This is a genomic window from Clostridium cellulovorans 743B (assembly GCF_000145275.1).
Lineage (GTDB): Bacteria > Bacillota > Clostridia > Clostridiales > Clostridiaceae > Clostridium_K > Clostridium_K cellulovorans.
Genome location: NC_014393.1, coordinates 3,111,029 through 3,130,987, shown reverse-complemented (window position 1 = coordinate 3,130,987; position 19,959 = coordinate 3,111,029). Strand labels below are relative to the sequence as shown.

Below are 19,959 nucleotides of genomic sequence, written 5' to 3'. Positions count from 1 at the left end.
TTATGAGTAATAGAGAAATATATGCAAATGATAGTTATTTCAGTGAGTGTCTAAAATTAATAAATAATACCTTTCAAAATTTTTTAGACGTAGATAGTGTTAATTACCATGCAGAGTTGATAATAGCATTGAATGAAATTGGTTTATTTTTTGATTTAGATAGAATTTATATATATTACTTTTCAAAAGACATGTCTTCTATGAAACTTGAATCTCAGTGGAGTAAAGAAAATATAAAACCTAAAAGAAAGATAGTTGAAGAAGAAGTAGTTTATGCTCTTCCATGGTTAGTTCGAGGTATTAGGAATAATGATTATATTGCAATAAGCAATATGAAAGAACTTCCGGAAGAAGCGATGTTTGAAGCGGAAGTTTTTAATAAAGAAGGAATAAAAGCTTTCCTTATGATTCCGTTAAAAAGTCAAAAGAAAATTATTGGATTCATTGGTTATGAAAGCCTGACTAAACCTATAACATGGGAAGCAGAAAGAATTAAAACCCTTAAATATATATCAAGAGCTTTTTCATATCTGAAGGAAAGGCTTATAAGAGAAAAAGCGTATGAGTCAATACTTGATGGGCAAGCAATCTTACTTGATAATGCTCAATCACAAATTTGGGCTTTAAGCAATGTCACCTCTTATGCTACAGTTAACGAAACTCATGCAAAATTCTTTGGAAAAAATAAAGTTGAGTTAGAATATCAAGATTTTTATGATGTATTTGATATAGATACTGCTAATGCCTTGTCTCAGCTAAGTTGGGATTTGTTTGAAAAGAACGAACTAGCAGAAAAGGAACTTGAAATAAATAATTATAAGGGGGAAAAAAGGCTACTTAATGTTAAAGGGATTCCTCAAAGAGATACTATTGGAAACATAAAATACATCATTTGTACAGCAGTAGATATAACAAAGCAGAGAAGTGCTGAAGCTCAATTGTATAAAGCAAAGGAGGAAGCAGAGGCAGCAAATATTGCAAAAAGTAAATTTTTGGCAAATATGTCTCGTGAAATAAGGACTCCTATGAATGGTATATTTGGATTTCTTGAACTTTTAGAATTGACTAATTTATCATCGGAACAAAAGGAGTTTATACGTGAAGCAAAATCTGCATCAGAAGTATTGCTACATATTATTAATGATATTTTGGATTTATCAAAAATCGAAGCTAGAAAATTGATTATGGAAAATATAAGCTTTAATTTAAGGGATGCTATAGAGGATACTGTTTCGCTTCTTGCACCTAAAGCAGCAGAAAAAGGCCTTGAACTTTATGTGAGGATTAAAGAAGATGTCCCAGAGGAGGTTATTGGTGACCCATCAAGGTTAAGACAAATATTAAATAATCTTATATATAATGCAGTGAAATTCACGGAAAAGGGTTATGTCTCTATTTCAATGGATTATCTTGAAAAAGATCATGAAATAGCTTTAGTTAATTTTGAAGTAGAAGACACTGGAATTGGAATTGCTACAGAAGATATCCCTAAAGTGTTTGAAGCTTTTAATCAAGCAGATGCGTCTACAACTAGGAAATATGGAGGAACTGGTTTAGGTCTTCCTATATCCTATGAGTTGATTAAAATGATGGGTGGGGATATCAGAGTTGAAAGTAAATTGGGTGAGGGGTCAACCTTTAAATTCAATGTAAATTTAAAGATTGCCAAAAGAGCATCAGAACAAAGATGCCTATTTGACAAACTGAAAGGTAAAAATATTATAATTGTCGATGGCAATGAGAATAATATAAATATCATTAAATCAAATTTTCAAGGAACTGGAGTTAATATATTTGAAGCTAAGAATGCAGGAAATGCCATTAATATAATTATTTCAAATGCTAATACAGAAAATAGAATAGATATAGCCATTATAGATTATCAAATGTCAGATATGACTGGTTATGAGCTTGCAACGACAATAAAGACTATACCTTTTGCTAAGGAAATTAAACTCATACTTTTAATAAACTTAAGTCAAAAGGGAGAATCTAATGTTGCACAAGAAAACGGATTTTTATCTTCCTTATTTAAGCCAATAAGGAGAAAAGATTTATTGAATTGTATTAGTAAAATCTTTGGTTTACAAAAGGAGGATGAAGAGAATAGGAAAATTGAAATTAAGGATGCTATTAGCGAAACTAAGAATAGGTTAATCCCTAAAATTTTATTAGTTGAAGATAATGAAATAAATCGTAAAATTTTTATAAGCATGATTAAATCACGTAATTTCACTTGTGATGTGGCAGTTGATGGAAGTGAAGCTTTAAAAGCTGTAGAAAAAAAAGATTATGACATTATTTTCATGGATTGTCAGATGCCTACAATGGATGGATATGAAAGTACAGCTAAGATAAGAAAGCTTGAAGGGAATAAGAAGCATACAAGGATTGTTGCAATGACTGCTAATGCAATGGAAGGTGACAGTGAGAAGTGTATCGAAGCTGGAATGGATGATTATATCAGTAAGCCAATCAATTTTAATAAAATGTTTAAGATTATAGAGGAAAGTATAAAAGAACAAGAATTTTCAATCAGCTATATTAGTATTATTGATAAATATCTTCATTGTTTTACTAAAGTTACAGGACTTGGAGAAGAGGATGCAAAAGAAATCTTTGAAGAATATATAGCGTGTTTGCCTGGTTTACTAAAAGGAATTAATAAAGCAATTGATGGTAATGATTTTAGAAAATTGGCTAAGCTTGGTCATGAGTTAAAAGGTTCAGCTGGAACTTTAAGAATAACTTCTATATATGAATTAGCAATAAAGCTCGAAGAAGCAGCTAAGAAACATCAGACGAATGATTGCTTAAGGCTCTTCACAGAAATGAAAAAGATATTATGTTGATTTCGCTATATTAAAGATTTTATTTTGCTTTGTTTTGGTTACAACATTAACAAATTACATTGGAAAATACAAAATCAAAGAACTCAGAATTAGCTTAATGAATTAAAAATTATTGCCTAATTGAGGAATAAAAGAACTAGGTCTATTTGAGTGCGCTTAAAATTCAGAAATCTTCAAATGACTGATGTGATATTTTAAGTATTTGGAAAATTCTTGTTTTAAACCGGAAAGGAGAGACGCTCGTGATTAAAATTTAATCACAAGCGTCTCTCCCTATTTTAATTCTAAAGATATCCCTAATGAGCCATTTTTTCTAATGAATTACTTAGAGTTTTAATTTCATTTACAGAATTACTAATCATAACAATATCTGCATTAGTACTTTCAGCTGTAGCTGATAATTCCTGTATGCTAGCTACTTGTTGTTCTGAAATGGCAGCGATGGAATTAACATTTTCTAGTATCTCCATGAATTCTCTAGAAGTTTCATTACTTATTTCAGAGCTTTCTTCTAGACGTTTGCTGGTTTTAAGCATATTATTTTCTATTACTGAAAAGTTTTCACTTACTTCTGAAAGTAGCTTTTTACCAACTTCAACAGCGGTATCCCCTGATTTAACTTTGTCAACAACCAACGTTGTCTGTTGATTGATAGTATTTATTATAGTATTTATATCCTTTACTGTTGTTGAACTTTCTTCAGCTAATTTTCGAACTTCTTCAGCAACAACAGCGAAGCCTTTACCATTTTCTCCAGCTCTAGCAGCTTCGATAGCTGCATTTAATGCTAAAAGGTTGGTTTGCTCAGCAATTTGGTTTATACCTTCAAGGTATTTATTTATTTCAATTATTTTATCTTGAAGGTTAGTTACTGTGCCAAATGATGCATTTACTGCTTGATATATTATATCCATTTGGGTATTCATTTTTTTAATCTTAGAAGAACCATCTGTGATTTCTTCAACCATCTTAGAGGATTCAGAATTTATATCATTAGTTATCTCATTATTTTTTAATACATTCTCTGAAGCAATATTCATTTTATCATTGATAGTACTTATATTTTCAGCTTGCTCAGTAACACCATTTGCCATCTCTTGCATGTTGGTATTCATGGTTGATATAGCTTCTTTGGAGGAGTTAATGCTTTTGTCAAAGTTAATAACAACTCCATTTAATAGATTTGAACTATTCTTTATTTCTTCTAAGGAATTGCTTAATTTTAAGGAAAGATCTGCAGCAATCTTTTCTTTTCTTATAGCTTCATTTACTGTTCCTTTTCCCCATTTTGTAAGAAAATATAGTAGAGCTAAGACACCGTTAGTGCAAATTAGTATATATACAAAAGACCATATGTTAGCTTCAGGGTTAATTAATAGTTTGGGACCACTAATTATATATATAAAAATAAAGGTTACATTTGTTATAACTTGATGAGCTGCTATTAATTTATTATGAAAGTATAGAGTTATCATAGCTATAGAGATAAATATAAGGTAATGATTTCCTACATCAGTGACAGGATTGTTTATAAATGCCATTGTCCCAGCAAGTAATGGGGCTAAACTAAAAATCAATGCTTTAACATTATCGCGTAACTTAGAAAAATAGATTGCTGTGAGGACTACCCAAATGACAACATCTTCCACAAAGACCGGTATAGAAGCAGAGAGTCCATCACTTACCAAAGTTAATATAAAAATTAGTAAAGATACAATTATTACAACTACAAGGTTTACCAAGTGCACATTTTTAACATTGTAAATTGAAGAGGTTTCAGTGTTCATATTATACATCCTTTCAGTGATTTTATTAAATTAAATTTGTTGTGTTAAGCTATTATGAAGTTGTATGTTGATATATATAACTTCTAATAAATATATTCGAAAAAAGTAATGATAACTATATGCAGATATTGTAAAATATATTTTCTCAGTTCCCAAAAAGGATCTGAACTCCCCGATCCTAAAATACACATTAAAACATACCTTGAAAATCAATAATAATGTTTTCTGATTAGGTTTCCAATTTAGGAATAATAGAAAACTAAATTTAGAATATATATATTTGCTATTTTAATTATTGCAAGAAAAGAGTTTATATTCAGCAAGAATTCAATATAATAAATTTTTAGTAAAGAGTGGTTTAGGTTCATTTTTGCGATACAACCAGATATGTGTATGATGCTAAGTATAAACTATAAAGAGTTGTAGAATAATAAATGCATAATAATCAAAAAAAGTTTTTAAGGTTGAATGAGTTTGAATCATATATATGGATATGATATGATTCAAATATTCTATCTAACTTTGTGTCAAGAAAAAATATATTAAGAAACTTAAGCTAAAACAGTTGCTTTAGTAAAAAGTATCAAGGCTATACTGAGAAGTATTGTCGTGAAGGAGAAACTATTAATATTAGCATTATGAAATAAATAAATTAAGTGATTAAGGATGTATTTTCAAATAAAAATGTTTTAATAAATAGGAAGGATCACTATGAAAAAGAAGATATTAGTTGTTGATGATTCATCTTATATGCGAATGTTTCTAACAAAGATCATCAAAAAAACAGATAAATACTTGGTGTTTGATGCACCAGAAAAGGATTATGCTATTGATGTTTTTAATACTGTAAAGCCAGATATTGTTACCTTAGACTTAGATATCTCTGAAAATAGATGGGGAGGTATGGAAGTATTAACTGAGATGATTAAAATTAATCCAGAAACAGTTGTAATAATAATAACCGCATCAGGAGATGAGAGTATAAAAGAAGAATGTATGAAACTAGGTGCTAAAAATTATATTAAGAAGCCAGTGGATACAGGGGTTTTATTAAAAACAATAGAACAATACCTTTAAGACTATAAGAAATCAAATGAAAAACCTCACTCCAAAGGTTACTTTAGGAGTAAGGTTTTTACTATTTTCTAAGTTAATAAGAATAATTTATGCTTGTCCTAAGATATATTTTTTTATCTTAATTAAATCTATCGCATTTATAGCATTGTTCGAGTCATAATCTGCTGCTATTAGAGCATTATCTGTAAGAGTTTTAGTGCCTAATATATGCATTTTAAGAAATGCTAAATCTAGAGCATTTATTTTTCCATCATTGTTTATATCACCTTTTATGATCGTAGGTGTAACAGGTTTGCTTGGAGTAGTACCATCTGGTTCAGTTCCTCCTACAAGGACACCATTATCATAAACACAAATATGATCTGTTTTTACAGGGGTTCCTGTCCAATTGCTTGATTCAATACTTAATCCTTGATGGCTCCAGTCATCAGTAGGATTCCAATAGTTTTGGTAAGCATATGTACCAAGGGCAAATTGATATTTCTTGTTAGAATTAGCAATTGCATAACCTGGCCAAGATATTTCTATGTAGTAAATATTATCTTTATATTGCTTAGGGCCTGAAAGAGTAGCTTTATAAGTTGTTTCTGCCGCTGCTTGATCATATAATTGTCTCATTTCAATTTTATCAGCAGCAAGAGATGACATTCCAGTAGCATCAAAATAATATCTAACAGATATGTTCTTTGAAGGTGTTCTGGTATCAGAACCTACAAATAATGTTACTTCGGTAGCTTTTGGTCCATCAGCTTGTGCTATATCAACTCCAAAAGCATTAACCCAATAAGAAGTTCCACCTGTAGAAGGATCATCACCTGTACTTGCTTTTGGTGGGAAGTTTGGAGTAACTGTCATTGAAGAATCTCCAAAGAAGTTGTAAAGTCCAGCACATGCTCCAACAAATGCAGCGTTATAATCTATTGTTACTTCGTTATAAATATAGTCTGAGGTTACATCCTTATGTTCATCACTTGAACCTGGTCCACCTACTAAAGCACCGTAAAGTACATATCTATGTGATGCTGGATCTTCACATTTAGATAAACCTGATGCAGCTCTATGATGTGGGAATTTCGCAGCTATATCATTGTACCCTACAATATAGCAACGATTAGCAGGATTTTCTCCCATTAGATATTGCATTTGAGATTTTGCCCACTCACTATATTTTGATGCTGTGTTGCCATGGTGTTTATCATATACAAGTGCTAATAGTTGAGCAGAAGTATTATATCTAGCAGAACCCCATTGGTTCAGGAATGAATATCCACCAGGTGTTATAGTAACTGTTTTTCCTGTCATCCAATTATCTACTGTTTTTGCTATTTGGCTCCAGAAGTTTATTTCTTCATATGGACTCTTATTAGCAGCTGTTCTAAATTTATTTTCAAGAACTTGTCCATCCTTATCGTATAAATCATCTATTTCACTTAAAACACATGTTGTACCTGCCCAAACATCATTCCAACAATGAGTCCAGCAAGAAGCTGCATAATAGTCATAATATTTAAATACTTCATTTAGATAATGCTCGTCCTGAGTTGCTAAGTATAGCCATGAACCAGCCCAGCAATAATCATCTTGCCACTTAGATGAACCATAATAGCCTTTTGGACCATCAGCGTTACATTTTTTAGTGTCAGATCTTTCTGCAAATTGGAATAAAGCTTTTGCATATTTAAGGCTTTTTTCTGCATATGCAGGGTCTTCATCCTTAAAATTCATATAGTTTATTGCAAGTGAAGCAGCTGTTGCAGCTAAAACATCAGTTGATGGTAGTTCGTCAGTAGCAAACCAACCACGTCTAAACATTTCATCGATTTCAGGTGCGTTCCAATAAGCGTGATCAATATCACCATCACCGACCTGGTAACAGAAGGCAATAGCCTTTCCAGAGCTATCTAAGAACGTACATTTCATAAAATAATCATTGAAATATCTTAAAAGTGTTTTTGCATGAGCATCTTGTCCTGTGGCTTCATATTGTTTTCTAAATTCATAAAATCCCCAACCTAAGGTTGAGCCAGAATATGCCTCAGGCATACCAAATTTCACATGGTCCCCTGCGTCGTGAAAACCGCCAGAAACATCAACTGTTCCATCTCCATCAGGGTCAAGGATAGTTTTATTAGCTAGGATAAAACTATCACTCATATTAGTGTTTTTAGAATCGAGTGGAAGTTTTGCATCATAAGTATGACAATCTCCTCTCCAATTGTAAAGACCATTTTCATTAACACCAGTACCACACATATTTGCATCATAGAAAAATTGAGAATATTGTAAGGCTTTTGCATAGTTAAATTCTAAATCAGCTGCTTTTGTATTAATTGTACTAACAGAACTAAGTAATACAGAAGAAACTATAGCACTTATGATAGAAGATTTTGTTTTTTTTGAAAAGAAACCGTATTTTTTCATTTTATATCATCCTTTCTAAAAATTATTTGCTAATTACTTTCCATTTGATGGGAAAATTGATAAATTACCAAGTAGGTATTTTTTTAGTAATGCCAAATCAATTGCATTTACTGATTTATTTCCATCTAAATCTGCAGCTGCAATTGGAACTTTGAATTCAGTTATATTTCCAAGTAGATAACTTTTCATTAAAGCCATATCAATTGCGTTTATTTTTGTATCACCATTTAAATCTCCATATGTGATTTTAGGGTCAATAGTTGATGATATAGGATAGGTTTTAAGATTAGGAAGCTCATCTAAAGTTATACAGTAATCGCTGTTGTATATTTCATTAAGCCAAGAAACTGGATTATTTTGTTCTCCTGTAAGCCAATAACCATACCATGGACAGAAATATAACCATCCAGCCATTTCATTTGTAAGATTTGAAACTTGAGGAATTGTATCATTTTCGCTCATAGTTACTAGTTTTTTTCCGCCTGTAGCTTGAACTAGGTTGTAGAAGGTAGAAGAAATTGCACTTCCATTAGGTTTCCCATCTTTAGCGTTGTATTTATCATAACCAACAATATCAACTACATCATCACCAGGATACCACTGAGGTGATGTTTCGTAAGTATAGGAAGTCCAAACCCAGATAAGATTATTTAAGCCGTATTTGTTTGTGAATTGGTCGTATAGAAGTCTATAAAGTTTTACGCAATTTTCTGGACCTTCAGCACCCCACCAAAACCAGCCACCTTCTGCTTCATGAAGAGGTCGGAAAAGTACTGGAACTCCTGCATCTTGAAGTTGTTTGAACTTTCCAGCCATAAGTTCGATATCATTCATCATTGCAGTATTTTCTTCTGTTCCTGGAGTTAATGCTTTTGAAATACTGAAAGTTGTATCTTTAGTGTAGAAGCTTGAATCACCTTTTTTACCAATGTTTCCAGGCGAGAACCAATGCCAACAAACTGTTGGTATTCCATTTTGGTTCTTGTACCAATCAATAACACGTTCAGCACAATTATCATCCCAAAGTAAGCCATTTCCTCTATAATTCATAAAATCAAACCCTCTTAATGCAGGCATTTTTCCGGTCTTTTCTTTTATGTAGGCAAAGTCACTTTCAGATCCAGAATAGTTATGTGAACCACAAAGTTCTTGTTGTCCAGAAATTATATGTTTGCCATACACATCGGCAAGATAACTCTTTAGAGCTTTTGCTTCGTTAGTAGCATTAGGATTAACTAATGTTTTATCACCTTTAAGATTTGTAATAGATTCATCTGCTGGTTTAACAATTAAATAATCAAAGAAGGTATATCCCCAATAACTTTCAAACTGAATATTATTAGTTCCAGCATTAAGTTTCACAATGCCTGCAGAAAGATTTTTCCATCCTAATGAATATGGAAAACTAACCTCTCCTTGATTTGTACCGTTTACATTTAGGTACTGAACTTTTTTGTTTTTGTCAAACGGCTCAGCATAATTGACTATTAGTTCATATAGTCCTGCTTTGTCAACGTTAATATCCACAGAAGTACTTGTTCCTTTTTGACCAATAAAGCTACAAGAAGCTCCTTTTAGGTCTATTGGTAGACCATCATCAGTAGTTCCTGTGTAATCAGTATAGATTTGAGCACCATTGCTAATACCTTTCTCAAATTCATACTTAACACCTTCTGTTGTGACAGTATCAGCTGTTACATTGATAGATGACAGTATCGGCAGCATCGCTGTTGACGATAGTATTGAGAAAACCTTTGTAATGGTTTTCTTATTCATAAAAACCCCCCCATTTTATAATAGTGTATAATATATTTACCCATTTTATAAGTTTTTTTAAAAATGTCATAAAATAGGCACATATATATCTATTTTATGACATTTCTATAGACTTTACAATTGATTTTTTGTCATTTATTGTTATAGGTTTATTGTTTTTTTAGTGTAATAAGGATTTATTAAATAAAAATTTCAAGTGAAATTAATTAAATCTAAAGAATATTTGCTTTATCAATCTTTGAAAATATATTATAGTAATTGTATGATGCTTTAATTACATATAAATTTATATAATAAGAATTAAAACTAAAGAAGGGGTGTTCCTTAATGATATCTTTTGTTAAAGTAATAGTATTTTCATTTATATTTGCCATAGTATTTTCCATTATACTAAGTGCATTAAATAAAAGTGGTTTACAACTATTTGTTTCAATCCAAAAAAGGACAGGCGAGTTGAAGAGAAAAAAACTATATAGTGATTTAACTTTTATTTTTCTTATTACCTTATGTGCGGGTGTAAAAGCTAAGTACAATTTTAGTGATATAGTATTTGGAATATTACTAGGATTATGTTTTGCTATACGAGATGCAATTTTTGGCGGTTTTATTGGAAGTGATTGGAGACGTGGTGGAAAGAATTGGTAAAATGAAAAGAAGATAATTTTTTATAGTAGTTTTACTAAAAATACATATCGAAAGCTCATAATTAACATTTTTATATATGTTAGTTATGAGCTTTGTTCTAATTAATTTAAACTAAGAATGTTTATCTCACATTTTAATACTTTGTAATCAGTGATAAAAAAGGATTCAGAATATGATAAATATTAAGATTTAATAGAGTAAAATTTTAAACTTTGTTATTAGTAGTTAAGGAGAGGTTATTATTAATATTAAACTGAATGTATTAATTTAACTAGATATTCTTCGATAAAGAACTATATGATTAACATGTATTCCATATCTAAGCAGAGAAAAGTAATGGAAATGTAATTATATTATCACAAGATTTTAAATATAATTATTTACAAGTGGATAATTAATAAGTATTTTTCATAGTGTTATATGGGTGGATTTAATACATATATAATCTGCTTTAAAATAAACAAAAATTAATAATAAATAGGGGTGCGAAATGAAAGCTGAAATTGTAAATTGTTTTGTTAATGCCTTTGAAACTACATTGAAAGAGAAGGGGGGATTTGATTTATCTTGTAAGTACAAAAAAGCAGAGAATTACATAGAAGTAAGCGAGAGGGTAGGCATCATAATTGATTTATTTGGTGGAAGTACAATTCATGGAAAAGTAATAATTACTATGGATAAAGAAATTGCTCAGAAAATTATTGGATTTTTAATGGAGGGTTCTACTGTTGAAGAAATAGATCAGGATGCAGCTAGTGCATTGGGAGAATATGCAAATTGGATAACAGCCTCAGCTGCAACGCAAGTTCAAGAATATGGAGAAAGTATTAGTAATTTTAAAGTTGATATAGAAGCAAATTTAGATAAAAGTGGAGAAAAGATTTCTTGTGATGGAGATATGCCGTTCTTATCACTAGGTTATTTAGTTGATAATGATGATATAGAGTTATCAATGGCTATTGCATAGTTAGCATGAAAAGTTGAAAACTATTTATAAATTATGAGGACATTTTTAGTTGCATTATCAAAAGTATTATTGTTGACAAGAAAATTAGTTAGGATGTAATATGAATGAAAAAAGTAGTTTTGATAATATTAACAATACTTATACTAGCTATTTGTATACTTGTTATTTTTTATGGTAAGAGGCAAGGAATAATAGTAGGAAGATATGTTACAAATGAACATTATAGATATAGTCCTGTAGAGTTAAATGGTGATATATATTTCCCATCTAATTATGACTTTAAAGATAACAAAGAATTAAAAAGTATAGGACATTTAGGTGTTAAGGATAAAAGATCTATTAATGATATTTTGTTAGATGTAGGTGAAATTTTAGTAGAGAAAGAAGACAGGGATCATATACACTTTACAGTCATAGATGATAATCCTATGAGTTATTCTAAGGTCAATTACTTACAAGATTTAAGTTTTATAAAGAGCAATATTGATAAATACAATAGTTTTGTTCTTTGTAATGATAGAGATACAGCAGAAGCAAGGATTATAATAGAAAAAGATGTGATAGTTAAACTTCAAGAGACATTTGGAACGATAAAATATAATAAAGAAGATTTTAATAACTGTGATGACATTTATTACATATAGGTTAATTCACCAAAAGAAAAGATACATCAAAAAACTTTTGATGATCCTATTGTTTACTTTGGATGCATATTTGCTAAGGATAATAAACTTTATTATGGAAACTTAGCTAATGAAATAAAAGGTGATTTGCAAGATAAACTTAAAGTAGATATGCAATAAGTTAAATAGTGTTTCATCTTTAAGAAAAATTAGAACGCCTTTAAGGTACATTCTAAACTCAAATGAAGTACAATCAACTTTATGGTAAAATAATAAGTAACAATTTTTACTTGGTTATGATATAAAACGAAATATCATAGGGATTAGAAAATCCTTATCTCTAAATAAAGCTAGGAGATTTAAATATGGTAAATGAAGAAAATACTGATTGGGGTAAATCTGTAGCAGGAATTGTAATAAAGGAAAGTAAAGTTTTATTAGTTAGACATACCTATGGTGCTGGGAAAGGAAAACTTATCATTCCTGGTGGTTATATGAAGCTGAATGAAACTCCTACAGATGCTGTAAAAAGAGAGATCCTTGAGGAAACAGGAGTTACTGTAGAACCTTTAGAGGTTGTAGGAATCCGTTTTAATTTCAAGGATTGGTATGTAATTTTTACAGCTAAATATATTGGAGGAGAAGCTCAATCCGATGGGGATGAAAATAGTGAAGCAGTATGGATTGATATAAATGAAGCTGTAACAAGAGCTGATGTGCCTGACTTAACCCAAAAATTGCTAATAAGTGTTATTGATAATAATGGCAAAGGATTTAAAGATATACCATATGATGGTAGTGAGAAAAATGGGCCTTTCTCTTTATATGGTTTAAAATAAGATAAGCGTAAAAATAATAATAGAATTTATGTTATTAATAGTGAAACATAAGACTGCTTCAGGTATGAAGATAGTATAAGAAGTTTTGTGTAAACTGAATAAAAGCGAAGCTATATATTTTATTAATTAAAAAGTCTCTCAGCCACTAATTAGAAGCTGAGAGACTTGCTATTTGTACTGATTTATTTTGATCCCCAAATAGATTGGTTATTTGTGCCAATTAATGAGAAGGTCATCACAGATGTATGACTTGAAGATTCATCCTTTTGTTTAAAGAATACTCCTTTATAAGTCACACCACCTATTACCATAGAGCAATAGTAGCTACCAGATGTGTAAGACCAAGTACCTGTTACACTTCCTGTAATTGTTCCATTTGAGTTAAGAGTAACACTTTGAGTTGTAAGCATACCTACATTTGCAGTAGTTGCATCTTTTCCCATATTAATAAATTGATATGTTCCACACATATCACTTGTACTGTAACCGGTTGAAGAAATAGTACTTCCAAGGTATTCGTATACAGCTGTTACAGGCCATTTATCAGCATTTAGGAATTGTTGATGAACACGAACTTCATGCATCTCTGTACCATTGTTAAACCTTGTATGGTAAACTAAGTAACGTTGTCCGTCTGTATCAATAAATGCTGAATTATGCCCACCTGATTTATATCCAGTAGGTATACTAGAGAATTTGTAATTACCAAATAGCTTAATACCAATGTTAGCTTGATTAGTTGAAGAAGTAAAAATAGCTGAGTTTCCAGCTGCATCTACATAATTACCGTTAATTGTTGATGAACGATATAAACGGATATGATATCCACCATCTTTTCCTAACCAGCCATAAGTTACATATAAGTAGTAATATCCAGAAGCTGAATCATATACAATATATGGAGCTTCGCCAGATTTCCCATATCCACCAGCTATTCTTGTTCCAAAGTAACCATCTGTATTACCACTGCTTGTTCTTGGATAAATTGGTTGACCTGTTGCAGTGTCAATTTGTAGTATATAGATACCACCAGACCATGAACCATATGTCATCCAAAGTTTTCCGCTTTTATCGAAAACAAGGGTTGGATCAATAGCATTTGGAAATAATGAGTTATTGTATGCACCGTTATTAAACCAACCACTTCTTGTTCCTGTTAAGATTCCTTTATCAATTAATTCAGGAATGTTGGTGTTTTTATATGAAGTATTTACTGTTTTTGTACCTAATGAAGAAGTAGTCGTGACATTGTTATCTGAACTCGTAAATCCTGAATATATAACAGTATCAACATATTGGTAAGGACCTGTTACTGATTTTGATACAGCATATCCTATGCAAGAACGGATATATGTAGAGGAAGTACAATAATACATCATGTATGCACCCTTTGAACCATCTGCCCAAACATATGATGGGTTATATATAGGATCTGGAGCCCATACGGCTGTTCCACCTGAAGAATCTTGATCGTTATAACCAGCCCAACCAAATGAAGTTGATAAAGCAGAGATTAAAGGAGCATTAGTATTTCTTGATGGGTTTCCTGTACCACCAGCTTTTACTAATTCCCATTTTTGCATTTCACCGCCCCAGAAAGACCATTGACAGATGTTACCACCAGCTGTTGTACTTCCTTCAAAGACATCAAGAGCAGATGCACCATTGGTTCCTTTAGTAAGGAAAGAAACGGTTCCATCTGAGTTTTGTTGAATTTTGTATAGCTGTGGTGTACCTCCCCAGTATTTCCATTGTATTACGTTAGCCCCATCAGCAGTAGAGCCATCTGTAATGTCAACACAACTAGCATATGCTGAAGCACCAGTTAAAATATAATAATAACCACTTCCATAGTATACTATCTTAAACTTTTGTGCTTCTGAACCATTGTATGTCCATTGTCTTATTTTAGCTCCATCAGCGTTAGAACCATCAGTAATATCTAAATATAATGAGCTATTTTTGTTTTTAATATAATAATAACCTTCAAAGGTAGGTGCGCCATATAGACTTGTATTTGTATAACCTTGAGTGCCTAGGTAAGACCAATTTCTTAAGTCTGTACTAGATGCTTGTCCTAAATGTGAACCAAAAATATAGTATTTATTTGTAGCTGAATCATAAAAAATTGAAGGATCATGAACAGATACTCTTGTTGTCGTTGATGTTGTTGAAGAACTTGCAGCTGCGTATGCAATATTATTGTCAGTAAAACCAAGTGAGAATAACATTGCGCATATTAATACAAATGCTAAAAATTTGGACGAAATATTTTTAATTAGTTTAGTAAACTTAAAATCCATATTCATTGAAATCCCCTTTCATTTTAAAAACGTTTACATTATTGAAAATATCATACTGCAGATTTAATGATTTCACCACCTTCCTTAAGTCTTAGTTTATATGATACTTTCTTTATCATATAACTCACAAGAAATTTTATTTTGGCGAGTTAATAATGATCAATTATTTTAGATTAATTATGAAAGACTGAGATCGTGATATTCAATTACTGGATATATTTTAACAACTAAACAACTTATTGTGCTATAAAGAGTACCAATGGTGATCTTAGTGTATTTATACATTCTAATAAAGAAATTTAAGTTATTCAAAGTTATATTAAAGCTATTCTGTATTAGAAGTAGATATTTAGAGAGTTTAACAACAGTTATTTTTTCAATTATTATATATAAATCTATAATGATTGAAGATTATAGTGTTTCGCGCATGTAATAATTAGTAAAAAAATCATTTTTTTATATACATTTAGGTTATATTACCTATAGTATACTTATTATTGTATAGGTTTTCAATTGACATTTCTTACATTTTTATTAGCTTTCTTTATAGGAAGTTATAAAAAAATGCGGCATTGTTTAAAAGAAATGTGAAATAAAATATAAATATGATTAGTAGAACAAGATTGTTTTAAAATTTTATAAAATGGTTAGAAGAGTAATGTTTCAGAGATAATTAGAAATATTTGCATAAGAAAAAAATGAGTGTATAATTATATATATGGATAAATATTACAAAGTGAAGTTCTAATTTAGTATAGTAGGAGTAAAAGAGGAGGGGAATTACTTAAATTATGTAACTTTTGAAAATAAGTTTTACTTAATCAGAAGTATGATAATTTTGTAATAAGTGATGGTATGAGTAAGTATATTAAAGCTATATTTTTATTTAGTGTTGCTGTAGTATTAATTTTCATTCTTAAAACTTTTTTAACTATAGATTTAGCAATAATTTCATCTTTGATAATTGTTGGATTGGTTGGAAGTAAATTTATCAATACAGGTAAAAAAATTTAATTTTACCTGCTGAGGAAATATAATAACTTTAGCTAGGCTTCAAGAGGATAATATACACATATAGGAGGAGTACTTTGAAAAAAATTACGAAACGATTAATAGGTATAAATTTTATTACATACATAAGCAATTTTTTGTTTATGTATTATTATGCAAAATATAAAGGAGTACTTCAAGCTTATTGGGGGCTACTAGGAATATGGGGATTGAGCCCTTTAGTGTTATTGTTAATAACGTCGCCTATATTAGCAGACGATTATAAAAAAGAATATAAGATATTTAAGCCGTATTCTACAATTGATTGGATAATGAGAGCTATAGCTTGTTTTCTGTCATTCTATACATTAAGGTTTCAATATATGTCGTTAGGATACATAATTCAGAATCTAATATGTCTTTTGTTACTTATAGTTAGCTTAATATTAGAATATAGGATGTTGAAAAAAGCAAAAATATATGCTGATTATCCTATAGATGAAAATATTAAGAAGGAAGAATTTACTCTTGAAGAAAAACAAAATGTTAGAAATATGGCAAGGGCTCAACCTTTAGCACTTTGGTCATTTATTATGTTTTTTTCAATAGGCTTAGGTTTAGATATTGAAGGAAAGCTATATATTTTACTTTCAATCCTTCTATTTGTTTTATTTTTAATGTTAAACTATATAAAATGTTATTGGTTTTTCATAGACGAAGGTGAGGCTAAAAATACTTTTATAAAAGATTCAATATATGCAGTTATAGGATATTCTATTTATTTTGTTTTGGTTTTTGTTTTAGGGTATGGAATTTATAAGTTTTGGCTTATTATTTTTGCAATAGGATTTTTTTATCCGACAATTAGAACAAATAGAAAGATGGCTATAAGATATAAGCAGTTAGAGGCTTATTTAGGGGATAATCTTTTAGATTACTTCTATTATAAAAAATAATGCAAGTAATTTTTATAAGACTGAAAAGAGATTTTCTTTTCAGTCTTTTTGTACGTTTATTGAGTTTCTATAATTTTTTGGTGGTATTCCAAATAACTTTTTAAACATTCTTGAAAACATTAGAGGGTCATTATATCCCACTAATGATGATATTTCACCAATAGTTAAGGAAGAATTTTTCATAAGCTCTTTAGCTTTATCCATTCTGTAGTTAATAAGATAAGCTTGTGGAGTTATGCCTACTGATTCCTTAAAAAGTGTTGACATATAGTTTCGGTTTAGTGAAAGATATTTGGCCATTTCACTAATACACAAATTTCTATAATAATTTTTTTCAATAAATATCATAGCTTGATGGATATAGTAATCTTTAAGTTTCTCAGTATTTTTTTCAGTTTGTTCAGGGGCAGAGGCTTCATGTATCATTGCAAGAAAGTGATATAAGCTACTTAATATTAATAAGTTGTTATTACGACTTTTTTTACAAGCATCAAAGATATATTGGAAGGAAGCTTCCAACAAATCTTTTTTTTTGCAAGAGAACACAGGGGTTTTGCTTGATAATCCTATTTGATGTAAAAACTTTTCTGATAACCTACCATTAAATTCAACCCATGCATAGGTCCAGGGGTCCTTGTCATCTGCTTTGTAAGTTGCTATATCACCAGGTGAAATTAAGAAGCCTTGACCACTTTCTAGGTTATAAGTATAGCCATTAATTTCAAAAGAGCCTTTTCCGCTGAAAATATAGTGAATTAAAAATCTTTCTTTTAAATTAGGCATCCATGTATGATTGGGTATACATGTTTCTTTTCCGCAATAATAAAGCATTAAGTCAAGATTAGATGCTTCTGCAGAAGTATCAATTATATATTGGCAATGCCACATGATAAAGCACCTCAAGTTCTAGTGGATTTTATAATTATATACTTAGAATTATACCATGATTATATATTTAGAATTATACCATGGTTTTAAAATATATTTATATGTATATTATTGTCTTAATGGTGTAAAATGGTGTTAAGACCATAAAATAACTTCAACTAATTTGTCTAAATATAAATTTTTATAGAGAAAGACAGTTGATTTTTAAGAGCGTATTTCAAACAATCATAAGTTAGTTTTGTAGTTATTTTTATGTCTTGTAAAATAAGGGAGAAAATTATGGGAGGAAGTATTATATGTTAAAAACAAAAAAGTTAGTTGGAGTAGCTATGACATTGGTAGCTACGTTAACTCTAAGTCTTTCTAGTAGCTTATTTTCCACATTAGAGGTTAAAGCTGTTGATCAAGTGACATCTAGTGAAACAACAGTAGTTGAGGACACACATTCAAATATGCCACTAATAAGTCGTAGTGTTCCAGCTTTTTCATCAACTAGTGGAGCGTCAAATGCTAATGACAATAATTATGGAACAACATGGTATGGGACTGCTCCAGGGTGGTTAGCATACGATTTATCAAATGTTCCTGTTGAGCAAAGGGAGAAAATAGTTTTATCATGGTATAATTCTGATACTTATGATTATGACAGTTCAATATTAAATACTAGTTCTTATCACAAGCCAAAGAGTTATACTATTGAAGGAAACTCTGCAAGTGGTGGAAATAGTGCACCTGCTTCGGGATGGGTAGTTTTACAGACAGTTACAAATAATAATTATCATTCACGTGAGCATGTTCTTGATTTTTCAGGTTATAATTGGATAAGAATTAATATTACAGACTCAATTCCAGGTAGTATAAGCATAAATATGGATATACATAATGCTAAACAAGGAACTGATGATGCTTGGATTATTCTTGGAGATTCGATAACAGCAGGAGGCACAGCACTTAATGGAAATGGCAAAGGTACTATAGCACAAATAGTAAATTCATATAATCCAAATCATTATCCTCTTGTTGAATGTGGTGGAACTGGTAGTATTTTAAGCCGTCATTTAGTACAAAACATAAAATCATACCTAAGTATATTTCCAGGGAAGTATGTAGGCGTGGCATTTGGAACAAATGATTCATGGGGAAATCAAACAGGAGCAGATAATTATTATAATAATATTGAGTATGCTGTAAAAGAAATCTTAGCGGCAGGTAAGGTGCCTATAGTTTCAAAAATACCATGGGCTCGCTTGAATAATGTATCAGATAATGTTCCTGCTTATAATGCCAAAGTCGAAGCTATATATTCAGCTTATCCTCAAGTAATAAAAGGGCCAGATTTTTGGACAATATTTAAGGAAAACCAAACCCTCATTTCTGGTGACAATGTTCATCCATCAACTGAAGGATACAATAGAATGAGAGAAGCATGGGCTGAAACGATACTTAACGTTTATAAAAATTCCACTGTCGTTATTAAAAAAGGTGATGTGAATAATGATGGAAAAGTAAATGCAATAGATCTTGCAATTCTAAAAAAACACTTGCTTTCAGGTGGACTAACGGGAGATGCTTTAAAGGCTTCTGATATGAACAACGATAGTGTGGTTAATGCAATAGATTTGGCATTGCTTAAAAAGATTCTTCTTAGCCAAGCATAAAAAATTTATAGTAAGTGGTTTTCAATAAAGAATAACTAGTAAGTTAGAAAATTTGAGACTTTTCATTGGAGTGTTGTTTGTTTCCAATGAGAAGTCTTTTTGCATAGGATTTAAATTTTATTGTTACAGAAAAGTTTTATTTAGGTTTCGGAGTAATTAATAAAAAGATATAAAAAT

General features: G+C 30.5%; 14 protein-coding genes. 9 read left to right on the top strand and 5 right to left on the bottom strand.

The genetic code is table 11. The features are described 5' to 3' along the window. Window positions 1–2: 2 nt before the first annotated feature. Window positions 3–2,852 carry a response regulator gene (locus CLOCEL_RS12875; protein WP_010075551.1) on the top strand — a complete coding sequence of 950 codons (2,850 nt, stop codon included), beginning with the start codon at window positions 3–5 and terminating at the stop codon, window positions 2,850–2,852. 296 nt (window positions 2,853–3,148) lie between these two features. Here the strand turns inward: CLOCEL_RS12875 and CLOCEL_RS12870 are convergent, their stop codons facing one another. Further along, window positions 3,149–4,639, bottom strand: a complete 1,491-nt coding sequence (locus tag CLOCEL_RS12870; RefSeq protein WP_010075550.1) for a methyl-accepting chemotaxis protein — start codon at window positions 4,637–4,639, stop codon at window positions 3,149–3,151. A gap of 711 nt (window positions 4,640–5,350) precedes the next feature. Here CLOCEL_RS12870 and CLOCEL_RS12865 point away from each other — a divergent pair. Then, window positions 5,351–5,716: a response regulator gene (locus CLOCEL_RS12865; protein WP_010075549.1), complete on the top strand. Its 366-nt coding sequence runs from the start codon at window positions 5,351–5,353 to the stop codon at window positions 5,714–5,716. A gap of 87 nt (window positions 5,717–5,803) precedes the next feature. On the opposite strand, the gene CLOCEL_RS12860 is transcribed toward CLOCEL_RS12865, so the two are convergent. Further along, window positions 5,804–8,137 carry a glycoside hydrolase family 9 protein gene (locus tag CLOCEL_RS12860; RefSeq protein WP_010075548.1) on the bottom strand — a complete coding sequence of 778 codons (2,334 nt, stop codon included), beginning with the start codon at window positions 8,135–8,137 and terminating at the stop codon, window positions 5,804–5,806. A gap of 33 nt (window positions 8,138–8,170) precedes the next feature. Beyond that, complete coding sequence (locus tag CLOCEL_RS12855; RefSeq protein WP_010075547.1) at window positions 8,171–9,913, bottom strand: glycosyl hydrolase; 1,743 nt, start codon at window positions 9,911–9,913, stop codon at window positions 8,171–8,173. 327 nt (window positions 9,914–10,240) lie between these two features. Between CLOCEL_RS12855 and CLOCEL_RS12850 the strand changes: the two genes are divergently transcribed. The 4 genes from CLOCEL_RS12850 to CLOCEL_RS12835 all read left to right on the top strand — a co-directional run bounded on the left by CLOCEL_RS12850 (window position 10,241) and on the right by CLOCEL_RS12835 (window position 12,987). After that, on the top strand, window positions 10,241–10,558 hold the full coding sequence (locus CLOCEL_RS12850) for a hypothetical protein (protein ID WP_010075546.1): 318 nt from the start codon (window positions 10,241–10,243) through the stop codon (window positions 10,556–10,558). Window positions 10,559–11,048: 490 nt separating this feature from the next. Continuing rightward, on the top strand, window positions 11,049–11,525 hold the full coding sequence (locus CLOCEL_RS12845) for a chemotaxis protein CheX (protein ID WP_010075545.1): 477 nt from the start codon (window positions 11,049–11,051) through the stop codon (window positions 11,523–11,525). A 104-nt stretch (window positions 11,526–11,629) separates the two neighbouring features. Beyond that, window positions 11,630–12,169, top strand: coding sequence for a hypothetical protein (locus CLOCEL_RS12840; protein WP_010075544.1), 540 nt, complete (start codon window positions 11,630–11,632; stop codon window positions 12,167–12,169). Window positions 12,170–12,513: 344 nt separating this feature from the next. Then, on the top strand, window positions 12,514–12,987 hold the full coding sequence (locus tag CLOCEL_RS12835; protein WP_010075543.1) for an NUDIX domain-containing protein: 474 nt from the start codon (window positions 12,514–12,516) through the stop codon (window positions 12,985–12,987). A 182-nt stretch (window positions 12,988–13,169) separates the two neighbouring features. On the opposite strand, the gene CLOCEL_RS12830 is transcribed toward CLOCEL_RS12835, so the two are convergent. Further along, window positions 13,170–15,296 carry an RICIN domain-containing protein gene (locus tag CLOCEL_RS12830; RefSeq protein WP_010075542.1) on the bottom strand — a complete coding sequence of 709 codons (2,127 nt, stop codon included), beginning with the start codon at window positions 15,294–15,296 and terminating at the stop codon, window positions 13,170–13,172. 849 nt (window positions 15,297–16,145) lie between these two features. On the opposite strand from CLOCEL_RS12830, the gene CLOCEL_RS22835 reads away from it, so the two are divergent. Both CLOCEL_RS22835 and CLOCEL_RS12825 read left to right on the top strand, forming a co-directional pair. Then, window positions 16,146–16,304 carry a hypothetical protein gene (locus CLOCEL_RS22835; protein WP_010075541.1) on the top strand — a complete coding sequence of 53 codons (159 nt, stop codon included), beginning with the start codon at window positions 16,146–16,148 and terminating at the stop codon, window positions 16,302–16,304. Between the two features lie 74 nt (window positions 16,305–16,378). Further along, on the top strand, window positions 16,379–17,236 hold the full coding sequence (locus CLOCEL_RS12825) for a hypothetical protein (RefSeq protein ID WP_010075540.1): 858 nt from the start codon (window positions 16,379–16,381) through the stop codon (window positions 17,234–17,236). Between the two features lie 39 nt (window positions 17,237–17,275). Here the strand turns inward: CLOCEL_RS12825 and CLOCEL_RS12820 are convergent, their stop codons facing one another. Next, on the bottom strand, window positions 17,276–18,124 hold the full coding sequence (locus tag CLOCEL_RS12820) for an AraC family transcriptional regulator (RefSeq protein WP_010075539.1): 849 nt from the start codon (window positions 18,122–18,124) through the stop codon (window positions 17,276–17,278). A gap of 296 nt (window positions 18,125–18,420) precedes the next feature. Between CLOCEL_RS12820 and CLOCEL_RS12815 the strand changes: the two genes are divergently transcribed. Beyond that, window positions 18,421–19,782, top strand: coding sequence for a dockerin type I domain-containing protein (locus CLOCEL_RS12815; RefSeq protein WP_010075538.1), 1,362 nt, complete (start codon window positions 18,421–18,423; stop codon window positions 19,780–19,782). The last annotated feature ends 177 nt before the right edge of the window (window positions 19,783–19,959 follow it).